General features: G+C 43.8%; 18 protein-coding genes and 1 pseudogene. 11 read left to right on the top strand and 8 right to left on the bottom strand.

Annotated elements, in window-relative coordinates; all coding sequences use genetic code 11:
* Nucleotide 1 precedes the first annotated feature (1 nt).
* Together QUB26_RS18195 and QUB26_RS18190 are read left to right on the top strand one after the other, a co-directional pair.
* Nucleotides 2-547 (top strand): hypothetical protein, encoded by a 546-nt coding sequence (locus tag QUB26_RS18195; protein ID WP_333319128.1) that lies wholly within the window; start codon nucleotides 2-4, stop codon nucleotides 545-547.
* A 263-nt stretch (nucleotides 548-810) separates the two neighbouring features.
* Nucleotides 811-1500: a type II CAAX endopeptidase family protein gene (locus QUB26_RS18190; protein WP_333319126.1), complete on the top strand. Its 690-nt coding sequence runs from the start codon at nucleotides 811-813 to the stop codon at nucleotides 1498-1500.
* 28 nt (nucleotides 1501-1528) lie between these two features.
* On the opposite strand, the pseudogene QUB26_RS18185 reads toward QUB26_RS18190, so the two are convergent.
* Nucleotides 1529-1756, bottom strand: a pseudogene (locus tag QUB26_RS18185) (ATP-binding protein); the annotation flags it as partial.
* 1350 nt (nucleotides 1757-3106) lie between these two features.
* On the opposite strand from QUB26_RS18185, the gene QUB26_RS18180 reads away from it, so the two are divergent.
* From QUB26_RS18180 to QUB26_RS18165, 4 genes are all read left to right on the top strand, one after another.
* A complete protein-coding gene (locus tag QUB26_RS18180; RefSeq protein WP_333319124.1) occupies nucleotides 3107-4258 on the top strand; it encodes a glycosyltransferase family 4 protein in 1152 nt (383 codons plus the stop codon).
* 589 nt (nucleotides 4259-4847) lie between these two features.
* Nucleotides 4848-6218: an O-antigen ligase domain-containing protein gene (locus tag QUB26_RS18175; protein WP_333319122.1), complete on the top strand. Its 1371-nt coding sequence runs from the start codon at nucleotides 4848-4850 to the stop codon at nucleotides 6216-6218.
* Nucleotides 6219-6659: 441 nt separating this feature from the next.
* Nucleotides 6660-7454 (top strand): WecB/TagA/CpsF family glycosyltransferase, encoded by a 795-nt coding sequence (locus tag QUB26_RS18170; protein ID WP_333168610.1) that lies wholly within the window; start codon nucleotides 6660-6662, stop codon nucleotides 7452-7454.
* A gap of 201 nt (nucleotides 7455-7655) precedes the next feature.
* Nucleotides 7656-8099, top strand: a complete 444-nt coding sequence (locus tag QUB26_RS18165; protein WP_333055424.1) for a DUF4079 domain-containing protein — start codon at nucleotides 7656-7658, stop codon at nucleotides 8097-8099.
* Between the two features lie 81 nt (nucleotides 8100-8180).
* Here QUB26_RS18165 and QUB26_RS18160 read toward each other — a convergent pair whose 3' ends face one another.
* Nucleotides 8181-9089 (bottom strand): alpha/beta hydrolase, encoded by a 909-nt coding sequence (locus tag QUB26_RS18160; protein WP_333238272.1) that lies wholly within the window; start codon nucleotides 9087-9089, stop codon nucleotides 8181-8183.
* A 628-nt stretch (nucleotides 9090-9717) separates the two neighbouring features.
* Here QUB26_RS18160 and QUB26_RS18155 point away from each other — a divergent pair.
* The 4 genes from QUB26_RS18155 to QUB26_RS18140 all read left to right on the top strand — a co-directional run bounded on the left by QUB26_RS18155 (nucleotide 9718) and on the right by QUB26_RS18140 (nucleotide 13167).
* Complete coding sequence (locus QUB26_RS18155; RefSeq protein ID WP_333319120.1) at nucleotides 9718-10095, top strand: FeoA family protein; 378 nt, start codon at nucleotides 9718-9720, stop codon at nucleotides 10093-10095.
* Between the two features lie 158 nt (nucleotides 10096-10253).
* Nucleotides 10254-10496, top strand: a complete 243-nt coding sequence (locus tag QUB26_RS18150) for a FeoA family protein (RefSeq protein ID WP_333319117.1) — start codon at nucleotides 10254-10256, stop codon at nucleotides 10494-10496.
* Nucleotides 10496-12835 carry a Fe(2+) transporter permease subunit FeoB gene (feoB, locus tag QUB26_RS18145; RefSeq protein ID WP_333319115.1) on the top strand — a complete coding sequence of 780 codons (2340 nt, stop codon included), beginning with the start codon at nucleotides 10496-10498 and terminating at the stop codon, nucleotides 12833-12835. Before QUB26_RS18150 ends, feoB begins: the two co-directional genes overlap by 1 nt.
* 65 nt (nucleotides 12836-12900) lie before the next feature.
* Nucleotides 12901-13167, top strand: a complete 267-nt coding sequence (locus QUB26_RS18140; protein ID WP_333319113.1) for a FeoC-like transcriptional regulator — start codon at nucleotides 12901-12903, stop codon at nucleotides 13165-13167.
* Nucleotides 13168-13559: 392 nt separating this feature from the next.
* Here QUB26_RS18140 and QUB26_RS18135 read toward each other — a convergent pair whose 3' ends face one another.
* From QUB26_RS18135 to ubiG, 5 genes are all read right to left on the bottom strand, one after another.
* On the bottom strand, nucleotides 13560-15533 hold the full coding sequence (locus QUB26_RS18135) for an ATP-binding protein (RefSeq protein WP_333319111.1): 1974 nt from the start codon (nucleotides 15531-15533) through the stop codon (nucleotides 13560-13562).
* A gap of 192 nt (nucleotides 15534-15725) precedes the next feature.
* Nucleotides 15726-16463 (bottom strand): alpha/beta hydrolase, encoded by a 738-nt coding sequence (locus QUB26_RS18130; RefSeq protein WP_333238283.1) that lies wholly within the window; start codon nucleotides 16461-16463, stop codon nucleotides 15726-15728.
* A 150-nt stretch (nucleotides 16464-16613) separates the two neighbouring features.
* Nucleotides 16614-17126: a flavodoxin FldA gene (gene fldA, locus QUB26_RS18125; protein WP_333238285.1), complete on the bottom strand. Its 513-nt coding sequence runs from the start codon at nucleotides 17124-17126 to the stop codon at nucleotides 16614-16616.
* Between the two features lie 162 nt (nucleotides 17127-17288).
* Complete coding sequence (locus QUB26_RS18120; protein WP_333140865.1) at nucleotides 17289-17615, bottom strand: cupin domain-containing protein; 327 nt, start codon at nucleotides 17613-17615, stop codon at nucleotides 17289-17291.
* A gap of 486 nt (nucleotides 17616-18101) precedes the next feature.
* Nucleotides 18102-18947 carry a bifunctional 2-polyprenyl-6-hydroxyphenol methylase/3-demethylubiquinol 3-O-methyltransferase UbiG gene (gene ubiG / locus QUB26_RS18115; RefSeq protein ID WP_333319109.1) on the bottom strand — a complete coding sequence of 282 codons (846 nt, stop codon included), beginning with the start codon at nucleotides 18945-18947 and terminating at the stop codon, nucleotides 18102-18104.
* Nucleotides 18948-19318: 371 nt separating this feature from the next.
* On the opposite strand from ubiG, the gene QUB26_RS18110 reads away from it, so the two are divergent.
* Entirely contained in the window at nucleotides 19319-20050 is a 732-nt protein-coding gene (locus tag QUB26_RS18110; RefSeq protein WP_333319107.1) for a TIGR04283 family arsenosugar biosynthesis glycosyltransferase, read from the top strand.
* A 14-nt stretch (nucleotides 20051-20064) separates the two neighbouring features.
* On the opposite strand, the gene QUB26_RS18105 is transcribed toward QUB26_RS18110, so the two are convergent.
* A complete protein-coding gene (locus QUB26_RS18105) occupies nucleotides 20065-20220 on the bottom strand; it encodes a hypothetical protein (protein ID WP_333055438.1) in 156 nt (51 codons plus the stop codon).
* Between the last annotated feature and the right edge of the window lie 124 nt (nucleotides 20221-20344).

Here is a 20344-nt window from a genome sequence, read left to right as displayed (position 1 = left end):
CATGGCAGATAAAGTTTCTAAACGCCTGGTAATAGATGCTTCTGTTGCGCGTGCTGCTGGTGGAGAAGATGCAACCTATCCCATATCGGTTTACTGTCGGGATTTTCTCGAAGCTGTCTTGGATCTTTCTCACCGAGTTGTGATGACTCCAGATATTAGAGATGAGTGGCACAAACATCAATCAAAATCTGCTCGTATATGGCTGCGCCGGATGGTGGCAAAGAAGAAACTATGTATCTGCGATATCGCGGTAGATAATGATTTGTGGTGTCAAGTTGAAGCAATAGCCGAGAGCGATAAAGAGCGGGAAGTAATGGTTAAAGATTTGCGTTTGGTGGAAGCTGCGATCGCTACAGATCGCACAGTAATTTCACTTGATAACAAAGTGAGACAATGTTTTGCTAAAGTAGCAGTAGATGTCGATCGGCTTAAAGATATTATATGGGTAAACCCGGCCCAAATAGCAGAAAAACCCCTTGATTGGCTGCAAAATGGTGCTGAGCCTGAAATAGAACGATCGCTCGGATTTCAGAAACCAGACAACTGAGTAGATTTAGAGTAATTCCGGGTTAGTAGGATCGTCCGTGCGATCGCCATTTTACCAATTTTTAGTTTCAAGAAATAAACGCAAATTTTATAAACTGCACACAACTCATACCTTTTAGATTAAAAACGTGAGAATGACTGACTGCATAAGGGTTTGGAACACTGACCTACAGTTGCATTGTTTCTTGAAAGTGGTATAATCTGTCCGCCGCCACCAAGCTTTTTCCTTTGATCTCAATCCAATTTTTTAAGGAATCGTGCAAAATGTTGGACATGGGCGATCGCAACTCAGCACTATTGGCTTTAACACTGCTTGTCCCTGCCGCTAGTATCGGTATCATAGCAGCCTTGTATATTGCCCCTGGAAGCTGGGGACAAACACTGTCAGTCTTTTGTCAAGTTTGGTTGCTGGTTTTTCCGATCGCGTGGTCTGTTTTTGTCGATCGCAAAAAGCTCAGTTTATCCCTGCCCAAGCCCCAAGAATTGCTGGCTGGATCTATTTGGGGAATATTCATGTTTGCGGTAATTCTGGGTATCTATAGCCTTTTTGGTCAGCAGTGGATCGATCCTGTAGTTGCTAAAGAAAAATCGTACCAGTTAGGTATTAGCAGCCCTACTATTTACTTGATTGTCGAAGCATATTTTGTGCTAGTTAACTCGCTGATTGAAGAATTTACTTGGCGGTGGTTTGTCTGCAACAAGTGCCAGATTATCATACCGGGTACAAAAGCAATATTTCTGAGTTCGCTATTTTTCACACTCCACCACATTTTTGTAATCGCAGCTTACAGCGACTGGCAGGCTGTGATCTTAGGTTCCTTAGCTGTCTTCACCGCCGGGATAATTTGGTCGCATTCTTATCTGACTTACCGTTCGCTTTGGTCGAGTTATATCAGCCACGCGATCGCAGATTTAGCCCTGGCAATTATTGGTTGGCAAATCCTTTTTAACTAGCTGCTTTTTCAGCTACAATCGTCGGCAATTATACAGTAAACATTGACCCTTTTCCCAACTCGTTCTCCCGACTAATATCTCCCCCCATCATCACACAGAATTTCTGGGCGATTGCCCGTCCCAAACCCGTACCGCCGTACCTGCGAGGAGTATAATCGTCCGCTTGCGTAAAAGCTTGAAATACTCTCTCAATTTGCTCTGGCTTGATTCCAATTCCAGTATCGCTGACTGTGAAACTAATCCATTCTTCAGCAGCCGGAATATCCGAACTCGGCTATTGATTGATGCTGTGCAATAATCGAAGTTCATATCTTCCCACCGGAAGATGCTTTCCGTTCAGGCATCTGCTTTTAATTCTAGGTTTGGTTTTGCTGGCGATCGCATAATTTTAGCTGCATAAAAACAGGCCAACCTATCGCTACCAGCATCGGCGGCCCGGCCCCCAAGATCACACCGATTGTCATCGGGAATTGCCAACTTAGGAAAAATTATGATTTCATAACATCAAATTTTTTGTAGGCGAAATCGTTTGATACATACCACGAAGCTGCTGCTACTGCTTAGGAGTCAAAGTTTGCACGATATTGACCGATCAACCTTGAGTATTCCTTTGATCTTTATAGGGTCATTTGATAATTTGCTGCTGAATTTTTGTTACGGTAATTACTTAGACTGGAATTGGGCAGGAACGCTACATATACTCTGCCCCCCACTGGCAGTCTCTTGTGGGAACTTTTTCAGGCGATAGCCTTTTATTAACAAATTTAAAACTCATGCCGCTAATTAAATTTATATCGGTGAAACTCTATGTTCTGTAGCACGATTGGGAAACCTATTTTTTAAAACAGTGGACGCATCAACTAGGTTTTTTTATGAACACACGAAAACTGAGGGCGAGGGGGATCGCTTTAAAAATTGGCTTTATCCCCTCATTCGCGGCTCCACGACGATGATTCGCGCGATCGCGCCCCTGCAGGTTTATGAGAAAACCACCATCTCTGAATCTTGACCAAATAGGATATTGTGTCAAGCAATACCTACAGCACATTTACCAAAAAATTACAGCCACTGATGGTATTTATATCTGTTATTTTAATGGATCAATCAACATTCTCAAGGTAAGAAGTCCCCTCTTGAATCCAGTATAAAATTTTGCCAAAGGCGATGTCAATCTACTGAATATTGTTGCAGATGCTACCTTTATCCCTCACATTAAAAGTTTGCTGATATTCGGTTTACCGTACATTCCTATCTGTTGGATAAAATGATGTTATCTTGAACAGAGGGTGTTATAGAGCTTGGTGTTTGTCGCGAAACAAGCTTCTATTTGATGAGGTATCTATCTTCGGGATGAACTTTCGCTGATCTGCAAATTATCCCGATGGGAACTGTTTCTGGCTAACATCAATCCTTATGATCAATGCAACGACATTCAAGTTGTGGCAGATAGATATTGGGGTGTTGCGAACAGTCGATCGGTTGGATTCTATGTAAACACCAGGAAAGCGGTAATTAATATTCACCCGCCCCTCTTTCCTTTTGGGCTCTAACATCAGCGCTGCTAGCAGCGCCGAAAGCGAGTAAAAGTCTTCAGCGGGACTTAAAAATGAAAATCACCTTTGTTCTTCCTACTCTGTCTCTAACTGGTGGAATACGAGTAATCTCTATTTTCGCAGAACTTTTGAGAAAGCGAGGACACTCCGTCTTCGTCATCTCTGTACCCCACGCCCAACCGAGTATGCGCCAGCAAGTCAAGTCGCTGTTGCGGGGACGCGGTTGGATTTCCACACCTGAAAACGAACCCTCATTTTTCGATAACTTAGGTGTAGAACACAAAATTACAGATCGCTACCGCCCCGTAGAAGACAAAGATGTACCTGACGCTGACGTAGTAGTGGCCACCTGGTGGGAAACCGCCGAGTGGGTAGCCAAACTCTCTCCTAGCAAAGGAGCAAAAGCTTATTTTATCCAGCACCACGAAATTTTTGACTATCTACCTCAAGGAAGAGTAGAAGCAACCTGGATGCTGCCCATGCACAAAATTACGATCTCTGAGTGGTTAGTTGACCTAGCTCGGACTAAATATGGCGATCGCCAAGTTTCCTTAGCTCCTCCTACCGTGGACACCAAGCAATTTTACGCCTGTCCTCGCAACAAACAATCGGTTCCTACAGTTGGCCTAATGTACTCTACAATCTACTGGAAAGGAACCGACATCGCCCTCAAAGCTTTTTCCCTAGCGGCCGAAAAGATCCCCAACCTGCGTCTGGTTGCCTTCGGTACAGGGGCCCCATCCTCGGAATTGCCCCTACCGGCAAATGCCGAGTATGTAATTCAACCCGACCAAGAAAAAATCAAAGACTATTACAGCAAATGCGATGCATGGCTGCTGGCGAGCCGCTCAGAAGGCTTCGGCTTGCCTATTATCGAAGCGATGGCGTGCCGCACTCCCGTCATCAGTACCCCAGCAGGTGCTGCTCCTGAAATTTTGAGCGGCGGTACTGGCATACTTGTAAGACCAGAAGATCCCGAAGAAATGGCAAAAGCCATAGAGTCTATCTGTCAGATGCCAAATTCCAAGTGGCAAGCCATGTCCGAAGTCGCCTATGCCAAGGTGAACAACTATACGTGGGAAGATGCCACGGATCATTTTGAAGCGGCATTGAAAGTTGCTGTAGACAAATCTAAACAGCGCGCCGTGAAGATAGTTCCGTTTTCTCCCTATGCAGCAAACTATGAAAAAATTCCGGTTTGCTAATTGCTGCAATTTGAAATTCGGCGCTACGGGCGTTTTCGGCGCCGGATTTCTGGGCAGAAAGTCAATATCGTTTGGTGGGGTGCTTCTGACACAAGTAAAATAAATCGCCCGTGTCCTGTTTTCTACGCAGCAGTCTCCACACGAATTCTGACTGCAGCGACGAGGGAATAGTCGTTATAAATTGATCTGCCAAAATCTGAACTAGAGTGCGACGGAGGTTTTAAGGCTGGCTCCGTTACAGGTTAAACTTGTCTAGTCATCAAACATCTGCCCATGTGTAATTGGGACTTGTCCCTGATGACAAAGTAAGATCGGCTAGACTATCAAGTGACGATCGCCTCCTGCAGAGATCCCCACCCCGCAGAAAAGGCAAAAATAGGCTGGTAAGTGCGAACTTGCTGTTATGGACGATGCAACTAATCTCCTCGATGCGGCACTGTACACTGGTTTGGAACGTCAGGCACAATTAACCAACAAGACGTAAAATTGAGGTTGATTGAAAAGATTGGGGTTGGGCGATCGTTTAATCAAGAATTTTGAGCGGGCCATTTGAGTTGTCTTTCTAAAATTTTACTGCCAAAAAATACCTATGGTTGCATTAATCCCACTTGCTCTGTTCGGCTTTATTCCAGTCGTTTGTTACCTGTTTGTGAGGTTTCCGGCTCAGCGTGCAGTAATTATAAGTTTTGTGGTAGGGTGGCTGTTTTTGCCGCAAGCTTCTTATCCCATCCCCTCATTGCCACCCTATACCAAAATCTCTGCTGCTTGCTACGGCATTTTGTTGGGGACTCTTATCTACGATCCTGCGCGCCTGACATCTTTTAAGCCCGGTTGGCTGGACGTGCCAATAGTAATTTACTGTTTGTGTCCAATTGTTTCACAAGTTAGTAATGGCGGCAGCCCAATTTCTCCGACTATCAACCAAATCGTTACTTGGGGTTTGCCTTATTTTTTAGGACGCTTATATGTGGGTAATCTAGAAGGGCTGCGACAATTGGCGATCGGGATTTTTGCAGGTGGGTTGGCCTACATTCCTTTTACTTTAATTGAAGGGGTTAGGGGCCCAATTCTGCACCTAATGATTTACGGCGTCAATGCCTTTGAGGACTGGGGTCAAGCAAGGCGCCTGGGGGGGTGGAGACCGGTAGTATTTATGCAGCACGGTTTGATGGTGGGTCTATGGATGATGACAGCCGCCTTAATCGCACTTTGGCTTTGGCAAACTGGGGCGCTCAAAAAGTTTCAGGGTCGTAACATCAAGACTTTAGCAATTATATTAACTATCGCTTTTTTCCTATGCCGTTCTACTGGCGCCTACAGTTTATTTGCAATGGGTTTACTCGTATTATTCTCTGCAAAGTGGTTTCGCACATCTTTGCCCCTGCTATTCATAATTGGATATATAGTGTTTTATCTGTACGTCGCTGCATCGGGTCAATTTTCGAGCAAAGACGTGATGGACTTCATCACTCCAATATTTGGCGAAGAACGCTCCGCCTCTCTAAAGTTTAGATTTGACATGGAAGAGATTTTGGGGGAAAAAGCGCGGCAAAGATTTCTTTTTGGCTGGGGAGATTCCGGCGGAAACCGCGTTTACGACGAGTCGGGTAAAGATATCTCGGTCACCGACAGCTTATGGATTATTGCATTTGGCGTCAACGGTGCAGTCGGTTTAGCTAGTTTATTTTCTTCTTTGTTACTTCCTGTTATCGTCTTTACCCTGTTCAAGTATCCCGCCAGAACCTGGTCAAATCCCAAAGTAGCGCCCGCTGCCGTCCTGGGAGTAGCCTTAACTATGTACGTGTTTGACTGTGTTTTGAATGCTATGACTAACCCGATTTTTGCGATGATTGCTGGAGGAATATCGGGTCTCGTCTTAAAAGCTCCAGAAAGTCTTAAGGCCAAGAAAACCAGTTCGCCACCAAGAAGACATTCGCTGGTTCACCAAAAATCAGGATGATTTTCAGGAATGCGATCGCCACTTCACTTCAAGCTGGAGACTATATTGCCTTCCCTAGAGACCAAAAACTCAAAAATCTACCACTTTTGGATGAAATCCCGTTCGGAAGTTGCCAGATATTTGTCACTAGGTTAAACTCTTAATCTCATAAACTCTTTTTTTTACATTCATTTGCAATGCTTCAACAAGTATTAGCACTGGATGGCTTTTTACTTGAAACTGTCTTGCGACTTATAAACTTAAAAATTGGCTTTATACACTTTTTCTAAAACGAGCTGATTCTTTACATAATCTTTAAAAATCCTGACTAGACAGGTAGGGCATAGGAGGATATACTGAGAAGACTATGTTCACTGAAGCGCCTAGTTACAACACGCAACTGTATTGTGGGCTATAATAGTTTGAGTTGTAGTTTAATATAAACCGGGAAGGGCATAATAAATGAAAACAGTTAATTTATTGAATGTCTCGATAGATAACTTGTCAATCACAGAGTTGTTTGAAAAACTCGACGGCGAAGGTGGTGTCGTATTTACACCAAATGTAGACCACTTGATTAAGTTGCAGTATGACCGCGACTTCTATGAAGCTTACAATACATCTACTTACAGAGTCTGCGACAGTCAAATATTGATGTATGCCTCCAAGTTTTTGGGTACTCCTCTCAAAGAAAAGATTTCTGGTTCGGATTTGTTCCCTGCATTTTATATGTATCACAAAGATAACGAGAAGATTAAAATATTTTTGCTAGGAGCGGCTGAAGGTATTGCTAGGAAAGCCCAGGAAAAAATTAACCAAAAAATTGGTAGAGAAATAGTAGTTGAAGCACTTTCTCCTTCTTTTGGATTTGAAAAAAATGAGGAAGAATGTGAAACAATAATTGATGCGATCAATAAATCAGGAGCGACAGTTCTGGCTATCGGAGTGGGAGCGCCAAAGCAAGAGAAGTGGCTGGTTAAATACAGGAGCAAATTAACACACGTCAAAATTTTCTTAGCCGTAGGTGCAACCATTGATTTTGAAGCTGGTTGCAAAGCCAGAGCTCCAAAATGGATGAGCGAAGTCGGCATAGAATGGGCGTACAGACTGTTAAGTGAACCGAGAAGGTTGTGGAAAAGATATTTGATTGAAGGTCTGCCTTTTTTCCGGTTAATCTTAGAACAAAAACTAGGGTTTTATAAAATGCCTTTCATGGAGAGCAAAACCAGCCAGCTAGAATGGAAAGGTGGCTCCTAAAAAGGTGATCCACCAATATCGAGCGTAAATTAAGCTGAGTATCGGAGAAAGTGGGTTTGACTTCAAGGTAAGACTGATGCAATCTGTGGATAGTCCGATCGCACATCGCACTTGATCTCAAAATAATTCATTTTTGCTTTCAAGTCCAGGTAAAATCGGAAAGAAACCTTTTGTGGAAAATCCTAATTAGGGATGCAACCGATGAATCTGCCTTCTTTCTTGTGGTTGTGGAAAATAGCGGCTTGGTCAATGGGTGTTTCCCTGTTGGCTTACCTGTTGCTGGCCGTTACTGGAACGTGGATGTTTGCCGCTAGGAGTACCAAAAAACCGCGCCCAAAATGGCTGCGTCCCTTTCATTTAGCCACTGGTGCGGGGATGGCGACTTTGGTAATTTTACTGCTGGGAATTGGTGTAGTCGGCACCCTAGGATACTACGGCAATTTGGGTCACTCGGCTCATTTACCGGCGGGGTTAGCTGTTGTGGCTTTGGTGTTGGTTTCTGTTGGCAGCGGGCTGCAAATTGGCCCTAAACATCCTTGGGCGCGCCCCCTCCATATCGGCACTAATTTGGCCTTGTTTGGGGGATTTGTGACTGTGTTGCTCACAGGATGGACGATAGTACAAAAGTATTTGCCGAAAGTTTGAAACCTGTCTATTTGACCTCAAACTATACCAAATGTGCCAGCGAAAACATATATGTAAGGTGCGCCGCAGCGCACCCTAGGTTTAATTTTTTTGCGTGAGTCCGCTTTTGGTGATGAATTCTAAAATATGCTGCGCGGTAATCTGTGGCTTTTCTAAGTGGGGAACGTGCCCGCAGTCGGGTATCCAAATTAGTTGAGAATTTGCGATCGCCCTTGCAAACTTTTCCGCATCCGCCGTCCCCAAAATCCGGTCTTGTTTTCCCCACAAAATCAGCGTCTGCTGCTGAATTTGCGATAATTTTCCCCCAAAACCACCGTAACCGCCGCTTTTGGTAAACGCAATTAAAGCTTGATTCCAGTTGGGCATTTCCAAGTGTAAAGCAGCACAAGTTTGAGCGTCAACAGAAGCCAAATTTTTATCGAAATAAGCATTGACGCTAATTCGCTGGCGAATTTTGGGATTGCGTAAAAATGAAGTGGCCAGATATCCTAAAGGAGGAATTAAAAACTTTCCCTTATTAGAACTGATGGCGAAACCGGCGCTATCTATTAACACTAATTGTTTTACAGCTTCGGGATAATTGAGAGTGAAATCAATTGCTGCTGCACCTCCCATTGAAGCACCGACTAAGATTACAGGCTGCGAAATTAGCGTTTTCCAAAAATAGTAAAGGTGACTTTCAATTGCCCTCGCGCTGAATGCCAAACCGGCCGATCTTTCTGTAAAGCCAAAACCCAACAAATCAACCGCCCAAGTTTCATTTTCGGCAGCTAGCAGCGGCAACAGGCGGCGGAATTCAAACAAGGAACTGTCGAAGCCGTGAAGTAGCAAAATCGGTGTGTTGCCGCTGCCTTGGCGCACGTAAGTTGTGGCAATTGGCCCAGAAGATAGGGGAGTTGTAATTGCCTCTCGTTGAATGCTTTGGGCTAAGGCAATTGAGGTAGATTCTGTGAGTTGTGCGATCGACTTTGGCAGAAAACTTGCTGGCATAATTCTTGATAAATTGTGAATCGGTAGGGGCGATGCCACTCTGTCCGCCCTAACATTTAAGTATATATAGCAATCCTAAATGATTCGTGTAATTCTTGTAGGGGCAAACCCCCCGTGGTTGCCCCGATGCAGGCTGGGGTAGGCACGGGGAGTAGGGGTAGCACTACCCCTATATATTTTTACAAATGATGCGAGGATTGCTATATGCTTGCTCGATCGCTATTTTAGGAGTTGGGGCGAGTCATTAAAATTCGATCGATATTTAGTATCGCGCCGTCCCACCAATGGCTGATTCTGTTTCTGGTTAATATATTTGAGAATTGTTGCTAATAAACAATTTTTCAGATAAGATGCTTAAGAGCAGTTAGTTTGACCATCACGCAATTTAACCGCAAATTGGCATCTAACCTAAGAGAGATTTCAACTCTAGATCGCAAAAAAACCATCAAATTTCCGATCGCGGGGAACAACTGTATCCGCAATATTCCCAGAAAACAAGTAGCCTGACAACCCAAGTTTGGCGATGCGTGCACTGCGGTGTAAAATTTATTGAGAATTAATCTCAATTATTTTCAGGAAGTAACGCCAAAAAACTTGCTGCTAAAACCGATCAACTGTGAGAAGAACCATGAAACAAAACCAAGAATACAGCGAACAGAAGCAAGAGTCAAACCCCAGACAGTTCGCGGGTTTCACCTTTTACGGCGAGACACCAGAAGTCTCTGGAAGCGAGTCTGGCAGCACCGAAACTCAGCCTGCGGTGGCGGGTGGTAAATCATTCCCCCTAGCAATGGCAAGCATCGGCGAGACACTGCAGATTGTCAAACTCAAAGGTTCAGAAGGCACGGTACGCCGTCTGATTGGTATGGGATTAGTCCCCACTATTGAAGTTCAAATCGTCAGCACCTCTGGCGGTTCCGTCATCGTGGCAATTGGAGACAACCGCATCGGTTTGGGGGCAGGGATGGCACAGAAAATTATTTGTAGGAATTCAAAATTGCCATAAAAAAATTGTATCTACAGCAATCCTATTTCATTGGTAAAAAGATTTTTTTTATTAACCGCAGAGGGCGCAGAGGGCGCAGAGTCAGAGAAAAGAGAGATGTTCACAGATTCTGAAATTTCCTTGAATTTTTACCAATTTAGACTGCATTCAAACAACTGATGAACGAGAAAACACAACTAGGGGATTTGGCTGTCGGCGCAATCTGCCGCGTCATTGGCTATGAGAAAACAGCCCGCGCCTATAAGGGCAAATTGTTGGCAATGGGGCTGACACCGGGAACTGAATTTACTATCACCCGCTACGCACCTTTGGGAGATCCCATCGAAATCCTCGTGCGGGGTTTCAAACTCAGTTTACGCAAAGATGAAGCTAAAACTCTATTTGTAGAAGAGGTTAAATAATGGCTAAGCAAATTATTGGATTGGTAGGCAATCCTAACTGTGGCAAAACTACCTTATTTAATGCCCTGACTGGTGCCAGCCAGCGAGTAGGTAATTGGCCTGGAGTAACTGTCGAACGCAAAGAGGGAAAATACACTCACGATGGTTTAGCAATTACGATTGTTGACTTACCGGGAGTTTATTCTCTTGATGCGGAAGATGGAGACACCGGACTCGATGAATTGGTAGCGCGAGATTATTTGCTATCTGGGGAAGCTGACGTAATTATTAATATTGTTGATGCTTCTAATTTAGAGCGCAATTTGTATCTCACTACCCAAATTTTGGAGATGCGCGTACCGACAATTTTGGCGCTGAACATGATGGATGTTGCCAAAGAACGGGATTTCAAAATCAAGGTCAATAAACTTGCAGAACGCCTCGGCTGTACGGTAGTGCCGATGAGTGCTTCTTCAAATGACGGAGTACCTCTGTTGCGTGATGCGATTAATCGGGCGCTGTCTCAGCCGATCGTACCATCTGCCTATGTCGCTTATCCGGCTGCGATCGAAGATGCGATCGTCCAACTCATCCCGCACATCGAAAAACACAGCCCAAATCGCACCGTAGATGCCCGCTGGACAGCCCTGAAGCTGTTAGAATATCAGGATGAAGTCGCCCCGGAAGTCGCCAGTACAGAACTCGAAAAAATCGTCGTTCCGCACCGCCGCCGAGTCCATGAAACCCTCGATGACGACCTCGATATTATCATCGCCGACAGCCGTTACACCTTCATCCGCAACCTAACCCAAGGCGTCACCGAATGTTCTAGAGAAGTCAAAACCAACGTTTCTGACAAAATTGACCAAATTGTTCTCAACCGTTTCTTAGGCATTCCCGTATTCTTAGCGGTAATGTACCTAATGTTCACCATTTCGATTAACGTTGGTGCAGTGTTTATCGACTTTTTTGACATAGCCTTGGGGACAATTTTTGTAGATGGTTTCGCTAAACTTTTAGAAAGTATCAGCGCACCAGGATGGTTGATTGGACTTCTCGCAAAAGGTGCTGGTGGTGGCATTCAAACCACATCTACATTTATCCCCCAAATTGGGATGATGTTCTTGTGTTTGTCTGTTTTAGAAGACTCCGGCTACATGGCGCGGGCTGCCTTCGTGATGGACAGATTGATGCGATTTATCGGGCTTCCCGGTAAATCCTTTGTGCCGATGATAGTCGGTTTCGGCTGCAATATCCCCGGAATTATGGCGACGCGGACATTGGAAAATAAGCGCGATCGCACAATGACGATTATGATGAATCCATTCATGTCTTGTAGTGCCAGATTAGCAGTTTACGCCCTATTTTGCGGCGCATTCTTCCAAGTCGGCGGTCAAAACATGGTACTAGGACTTTACCTAATCGGAATTCTAGCCGCTGTTCTCACCGGACTAATCCTCAAGAATACCATCCTCCAAGGAGAAGCCGCGCCTTTTGTTATGGAATTGCCGCCCTACCACATTCCCAAGCTCAAAGGAGTGTTACTGCGGACTTGGGACAGACTGAAAGCTTTTATCACAAAGGCCGGAATTGCGATCGTGATCATGGTGGTTATACTAGGATTCATGAGCTCAGTTGGCACCGACGGTTCCTTCGGCAAAGACAACAGCAAAGACTCAATTCTTAGTGCAGTCGGCCACGCGGCAACACCTGTATTTACACCAATGGGAATCACCCAAGAAAACTGGCCCGCCACCGTCGGTTTGCTAACAGGAATATTTGCCAAAGAAGTAATGGTTGGAACCTTAGATTCCTTGTACACCCAACTAGCAGACGAACAAAAAGCAGCAAGTGGAGAACCGGAGAAAGAAGAAGAATTTAGTTTCTGGGGAAATATCGGCCAAGCATTTTTTAGCATACCAGAGAATCTTACGAAACTTCCCGGTCAACTTTTCGATCCCCTCGGCTTAAATTCTGCTAATATTACCGACCAAAAACAAGCGGAAGAAGACCAAGGTATCTCTGGTAGCACCTACGGACAAATGTCCCAGCGGTTCGGTTCCAATCAAGCAGCTTTTGCTTATTTGCTTTTTGTATTGCTGTACTTTCCCTGCGTCTCCGCAACGGCTGCGCTTTACCGCGAAACTAACTTGGGATGGACTGTATTCGCAGGCTTATGGACTACTGGTTTAGGTTACTGGATTGCAGTCCTATATTATCAAGTCGCGACATATGCAGAGCATCTAGAATCTTCTGTTATTTGGGTAGTGAGACTGGTAATAGCTATGGCGCTGACACTTGCGGGATTAAAAATGATCGGTGCAATACGCCCCAAGCGACGCGCAGCAATCAGTAGTTAGTTGACTGTTGACTGTTGACTGTTAACTGTTAACTACGTTTAAGAATCAAACAAAGGAGAAAAGCCATGATTTTAAGCGAAATCCAAAAATTTATTGCTGACAACAAAAGAGCCTCTATCGCGGATCTAAAAATCCACTTTCGCATGGATGGTGATGCTTTGCGCGGAATGTTAAATCGCCTAATTCGCAAAGGCAGAATTAGCAAAATGGCAGAAGCCAAAAAATGCGGCGGGTGTGGCAGTTGCGCCGACGATGCAACGGAGATTTATGTATGGCTAAATCCTGGCGAGTCGGTGTCAGCAAAAGAGCCAGTTTCTGCAACTTGCCATTAACAAATCAGGAGATGGCAGTGCCGTCTCCCTACAATTAATCACGGTATTACTCGTTACTAGGCTCTGCCTAGTAACGCATCTCCGGAGGCTCTGCCTCCAATTTTCCTGCTAGGATAGTGAGGCAGAGCCTCTAGATATTGATTCCCAGGCAGAGCCTGGGAACCAGTTAAAAAAGAGCCAGTTTCTGCAACTTGCCATTAAGTGATATTAATTTCGTAGTAAGGACTTCAGAAATCAGGAAATGGCACTGCCGTTTCCCTACAATTAATCGGGGTAGGGAAACGGCACTGCCGTTTCCTCCTCGCGAGTTCATGATTATTTTGCGGTAGGGATACGGCAATGCCGTCTCCTCTAATCAAATAGCTAACTGATATTCAATTCAAGCAACTGTCTTAACTCTGGCACAAACAAGCGGCTTCTTGGGTGCGGGCTTTAATCGGCAAATAAATCACAAACTCTGCTCCCTGCCCTATTTCCGAATTCACTTCTATTTTCCCTTGATGCTTCTCGATTATCTGGTAGGAAATTGACAGCCCTAAACCAGTTCCTTTACCCACAGGTTTAGTGGTAAAAAATGGGTCAAATAGCCTATTAATTGCATCCGGGTCAATCCCATTACCGTTATCTCTAATCTTCACCACCACTTGATTTACTCCTGCTATTTCTGTGAGGATTTCAATCTCATTGTTTCGCATATTTGGATTGCTCAACAGTGCATCAGCAGCATTGGCTATGATATTCATGAATACCTGGTTTAACTGCGACGGATAGCACTCTACCAAGGGCAATTTCCCATAATTTTTAATTACTTTAATCGCTGTTTTGATTTTGCTATTTAAAATTAATAGAGTGCTGTCAATTCCTTCATGGATATCGACTGGTTTCATTTCAGCTTCATCTAACCTAGAGAAGTTTCGCAGGGACAAAACAATTTGCTGAATTCGCTCAGTACCCATTTTCATCGAAGATAGTAACTTCGACAAATCTTCTGATAAAAAGTCGAGTTCAATTTCCTCGATGCAGTCTTGAATCGGCGCGCTTGCATTCGGAAATTCCTGCTGGTAAAGTCCTACAAGCTTGAGCAAGTCTTGAGTATATTGGTTAGCGTGAGAAAGGTTGCCATAAATAAAGTTAACTGGGTTGTTAATTTCGTGAGCAATACCAGCCATCATCAACCCCAAACTGGACATTTTTTCGGCTTGAATTAGTTGAGATTGGGCATTTTTTAAATCGTGAAGCGTTTGTTGCAGTTGGTGCAATTGTAGGTTGAGTGTACGATCGCGATTTTCTACTTGTTCTATCATACAGTTGAAAGCTTCCGCAAGTTGACCTACCTCATCAGAGGAAGGAATGGGTACTCTACCAGAAAAGTATTCATTGCTTGCCATCCAATTCACATTTTGAGTTAAATCTAGAATTGGTTTTCCGATGATTCGGCTAACTACAGCACCAACAATCGTGGCTAGAATTACCCCTGCCCAAAAGAAACTATCTAGCCGTTGAGATAAAGTTAATTGCGTTTGCTGCACTGTCGCCATTGGGCTAAACACACCTAGAGCTATGCTATCGCCTATTTCGGAGATTTCTACCGTTTTCATTATGTAAGACAGGCGCTCAATATCTATTTTAGTAGTCGATGTCTGTGGTGTAGGTTTTTTCCAAGATTTAGAGCGAATTTGGGGAAAATCAGTAGCAATTAATTCTCCTGATTTAAAGATTGCGAAGTAGTTTTTACTCTTAGTGTCAATGTTGATTTTATGCAATTGTTCGTCTGTCACTAAGTCACCTACGAGTACAGCACCAATTATCCTATTCTTGCTTCTAATCGGTGCAAATCCTACTAGCAATGCTTGCGGTTTGCCATCAATGCTGACAAAATTTGACTTTTCTAAGCCTTTAAGTGCTGAATTTATCGCTGCGCTATTGATTAACTTCTTATGTATGAGCGAATCTTCTCGCAACTCTGCTACCATTTCGCCCCGCCCGTTTACTACTTTGACTAAATCTAGTTTAAATGTGGTTTTTAGAGATAATATATCTTGACGCAAGATGTCTGTGTTTTTCTTTTCTATAGCGCGAATAAGTTCGGCTTCTTCTGATAGTAGTTTGGCTTGCATTGTCAATTGAGTCGATCGACTTTTGAAGTCTCGCACGGCTAACAATGCTTGGTTTTCAACTTGATCGCGCACTCCTTTTTCGAGAGTGTTGGCAAATCCGATTTTGACTGTGTGTATGACTAATAACAATAGAGTGACGGATACGCTTAGAAACGGCACGATAATTTTGAGGCTCAGCGGTACTCGAAAGTACGGCGGGCTCTTGATTGAGCTGTTGTCGCCCTCGATCGCACTCCTTATATTTTTCATAATTATTAAGAATAAGACTCATTAATATATCATAATACATTAACCGTAAATTTTCATTACAGGGAGCTGCTACTGCTGCAAAGTCTTGATATATAAAGAGTTGAATCTGTAGTAAATTTTGGCAGGCTGGCGAGGAGACTGCTTTTAGCACCCCAAAACTTGTTAGTTATTTATCTCAATAGTGGCGCGAATCTAGAACCTCAAATCTAAAATCGGTTGGCGGCTGTGTAGAGATAGCCAAAAGTTTAGTATTTCTTCCCCAACTTGTTCTGGATAGAAGTGATGAAAAAAATGTCTACCATCTTTACATTCCCAAAGTCGATCGCCCTTTTTCAGAAACTTAAGCCAGGGGCGCATGACAATAGGAGATACTACAAAGTCCGTCTTGCTACTGCATAACAACAAAGGTACTTCTACACCCCCATCGGATAAATTAGTCGTACTAAATAACGAGTGAGGCGAAGGCGAAAGTGCTAAATCTTCTTCAAAATATGATACAAATTTTTGATTAATATACTGATTTTGTTCTCCCAACATATCGCCAACCATTTGAGTTAAAATTTGTTTGCGGCTCCAGGAAAAAGCTGAAAGATGTGTATAGTAATGAGCTTGCCAATTAATAGCAGATGGCAAGCCGACAGCTAAAAGTCCCAAAGAGCTGACTTTGTGAGGATAGCGGCGGGCATACATTAAACCAATTAGTCCGCTGGTACTGTGACCGATTAGATGAATTGGGCTATTCCGCGCTTTCAAATAGTGATGTAGTAGATCAACGGCGACATCTAAAGAGCAAGCTTCATCTTCCGTTTGTTCGTATTCCCATATTTGTATTGGTACTGACTGATTTAAGTAGTTAATGAGAGAAATATCGAATAATTGCAAACTCGGACTGGCACTTAGCCATAGCACATCATCTGAAGTATATCTCATCACTTTTAAGTTAGAAAATGGAGCTATTAATAATTTTAACTGGTTCCCAGACTCTTCTTGGGAACCGATCTCCAAAGGCTTTGCATCGCGGAGTAAAATTGGAGGCAGATCCTGGTAACGAGTAATTGCAAAACCTGCCCACCATTAATCCTAGATCCCAAATTCTGTCTTGAGTTGAGATACCCAAGATTTTACCCGTGCTTCCGTCAGATCGGATTGGTTGTCTTCATCGATCGCAAGACCCAAAAATTTGCCATTAACTACCGCTTTAGATTCATTAAAATCATAGCCGTCTACCGGCCAATAACCAACAGTTTCGCCGCCCTGTTCCGTGATTTTCTCAGCCAAAACCCCCATTGCATCCATAAAATTATCCGGGTAGCCCTCTTGGTCGCCAGTTCCCAAATAAGCCACCTTTTTGCCGCTAAAATCAATATCATCAAGTTCTGGGAAAAAGCCTTCCCAGTCGCTTTGCAGTTCGCCGATATTCCAAGTCGGACAAGCGATAATCAGACATTCGTATTCAGCAAAATCATCATTTTCAATGCTGCCTATCTCGTGCAAAGTCACGATATCGCCACCAAATTCATCCCGAATCATTTCAGCCACAGACTCAGTTTTGCCAGTTGTAGTTCCGTAGAAAAGACCAATTGATTTCGACATTGTTACTCCGAAGGTAGAAGTTGACAGGGTTTGAGATTTCTTTTTTTTGAGTCAGGATTTGGCATTTCCTGCCTGCAATTCATGCAAAAACAGTAGACGCGATTGTGGCAAACCTGAGAAATCAGGGAGTCAAGACAGCAAGGACACTGTTTTTTCATTGGGTTAAATTTGAAAATTCATCAACCAAGCTGACTCGCTCATATCTGGGTCTGCTTCGCAGTCAATTAGTAACAGATTCAGCGTCGTTTGTACTTTTAGACTGCGCGGGATGCCTGCGGGTACAAACACAAATACTCCGGGTTTTAAAGTGACTGTTCGATCGCACACCGTGAGAGTTCCCCCTCCTTCTAAGACGGCGAGGGTTACATCTTTGGAGTTATCGAGGTCAGGTATTTCGGAATTTTTACCCAAACTCATCAGTTTTTGGCTGTCGGCGGGTTGTCCGTCGCTGATTCGATCGGCGGATGCGGAAACTATTGCTGCTGTCACGGTGATTGACCTCCAGGTACTGTTAACTTCCGGCACTTATTGCAATTAATATTCAATAAGCTACCATGCAATTTATAGAAATTGTCAAGAGTAAAACATTAAGATTTGTTACATAATGCTGTAAAGCCAGGTGTCCGCTCAACGCGAGCAGCCCCAAACTAAGACTGGGCGGTATTTTGGGACGCTCAGACAGCACGGCGTAAGCGCTTAACTTAAAAAATAGTTGGTAATTATTTGCAGTTAGTTCTTAAAATTAGGTTTGTAGTGCGATCGCCAATATAGCAATTCTCAATTGCCCGCAATACAGTAAGGATACGGCGTCGTGCCGTGTCCCCACGGAATATGTGTATTGCACTCAACAGGATAAGGTGTACCGCTGCGTGCGTACCCTAAAAAATGCAATAGAGGCGGGTTATAGCCGGATTTGTCGATCGCAAAAACCAGTCTAAAACCCGCCCCTAATGACAACAGTCAACAATTAACTGACTAATTCTTCGCCCCAACGCCAACATACATAATCGACGTATCCTCATTGATTTGGATTTTAAACAACCCAGACTTTTTGTAATCAATATAGTTAGCGAAATTAACTGTTAAAAGTTGAGCCGCTTGTTTGAAAACTGCCCCGGAAGGAAACAACTGCTTTCCGCGTGTAAAATTCCCCCAAAAACCGTGCATCTGGGCTAAAACAGAACCCATTTCTCCAAACATATCAAAACCTTTAATTTCAATATTCCCAAAACCCGTATCTCGCATTACCGCAGACAGTTCCTCCGGGGTAATAAACTTTTCCCAATCGTGAACCCCCCGCCTAATTTCTTGCAAAATATTTTCCATCAGGCCAATCATCACCACTTGCGAGGAAAAAGTTCGATTGATGGTATCAAAAAAGAACAATCCTCCAGGCTTCAGAATTCTGTGAACCTCAGACACAACTTGTTTGTAATCAGCAACGTGTTCTAAAACATCCACGCAAATTACCACATCAAAGGTATTGTCATCGTAGGGCATATTTTCGGCAAAACCTTGCCTGTAGTCAATCTCAAAACCGCTGGTAACTGCGTGATTTTGAGCGGCTACAATACATTTCTCCGATCGATCTATTCCAGAAACAATAGCACCTCTCTCGGCCATAAACTCGCAAGAAAAGCCGCCCCCGCACCCGACATCTAAGGTTTTCAGCCCTTGCCAATTAGTCGCGAGTCTGTCAAAAAACTCAAATCTGGGTTTATTTAGGTGGTAAAGAGCATAGATTTTAGATTTTTCGTCCCACCAATTATCAGCATTTTCGTCGTAAAATTCTAAATCATTTTTTACTTCTGTTTTCTGCACGATTTTTTCATTCCTGATTAGTGGAAAATATAGATGGCGATTGCACTTTTGCGTGATTTTATAGGACTGACGCCAAAAAAACCAATTTCTGTAGAAAATCGGATGTTTCGTGACCAAGAATTTCAAAGGTGGTACCCGCCACGTGATTTACCCGTGGAATCAATCCACAATCGAAAATAGAAAATCCTCAAGCCCCCGCATTTATCTCGCGCAAGTCAATCGAAAATCTAAAATCGAAAATCGAAAATCGATTGACGAGTTCGCAGGCCGACACCAGGTTTCTGAATCCGCGCGCGTAAGTTCTATTTTATCGTTGGTTGTGAATCGCCACAGTTTTTTATTATAATAGCTTTGGCATAAATTTCAACCAGATGGATCGCGTTTCTATTATCATCCCAGCCCTCAACGAAGCGACTTGTCTGGAACGCACCCTCTGCCAACTCAGCATCCTTAATCCTCCCGCTTGGGAAGTGTTGGTGGTAGACGGCGGCAGTCAAGACGACACAACGGCGATCGCACTTTCCGCCGGCATCCGCGTTATTTCTAGCAGTATAGCCGGACGTTCCCTGCAAATGAACTTAGGTGCTCAAGTCGCCACCGGTGAAATTCTGTGCTTTCTGCACGCCGATACTTTAGTTCCCGACGACATTGTAGCAGTCATCCAGAAAACATTGTCCGATGCCGAAATTTCCGGTGGCGGGTTTATCTCCCTGATGGCTGGTTCGCAGCAAACAAAATGGGGTTTTTCCCTCCACAATTACCTCAAAACTTATTACGCGCCGCTGTTATTTCGACCTCATTTATTTTTCCAAGGATTGCGCCTGCTGTTTGGCGACCAAGTTATTTTTTGTCGCCGTACCGATTTTTGGGAATGCGAGGGTTTCGATGCTGCGCTGCCAATTATGGAGGAAGCGGATTTGTGTTTGAAGTTAGTGCGACGCGGGAGACTTAAGTTAGTCAATCGGGTAGTGGAAAGTAGCGATCGACGAGTTGCGAGTTGGGGCGAATTTAAAGCTATTGCCATCTATCTTGCGATTGGTCTTTTGTGGGGTTTTGGCGTTTCTCCCCGGTATCTCAAGCAGTTTTATGAAGACATCCGCTGAAACAAAAAATTTGATTAAATTCCCAAAATGTACTGGCTGTAATTTTTGGGCAAAACTTTCTGCAACAGGTAAATAATCGCCCAACAACCTAACAAAGTCCCCGTAACTAAAAAGCCGAGCTTCAGCAGGGGATTTACCGCGTCAATAAACTTATAAAACACTAACAACACATATAGCAATCCTAAATGATTCAGATAAATTTGTTGGGGTAGTGCTAAGGATCGCGAATTAAATAACTTACAATTTTAATTGTTATTGTGGGATGGGCGGGACGCCCGTCCAAAACGGACGGGC

Origin of the sequence: Microcoleus sp. B4-C1 (assembly GCF_036705285.1) — a bacterium.
GTDB lineage: Bacteria > Cyanobacteriota > Cyanobacteriia > Cyanobacteriales > Microcoleaceae > Microcoleus.
This window is presented reverse-complemented; position numbering and strand designations above follow the sequence as displayed.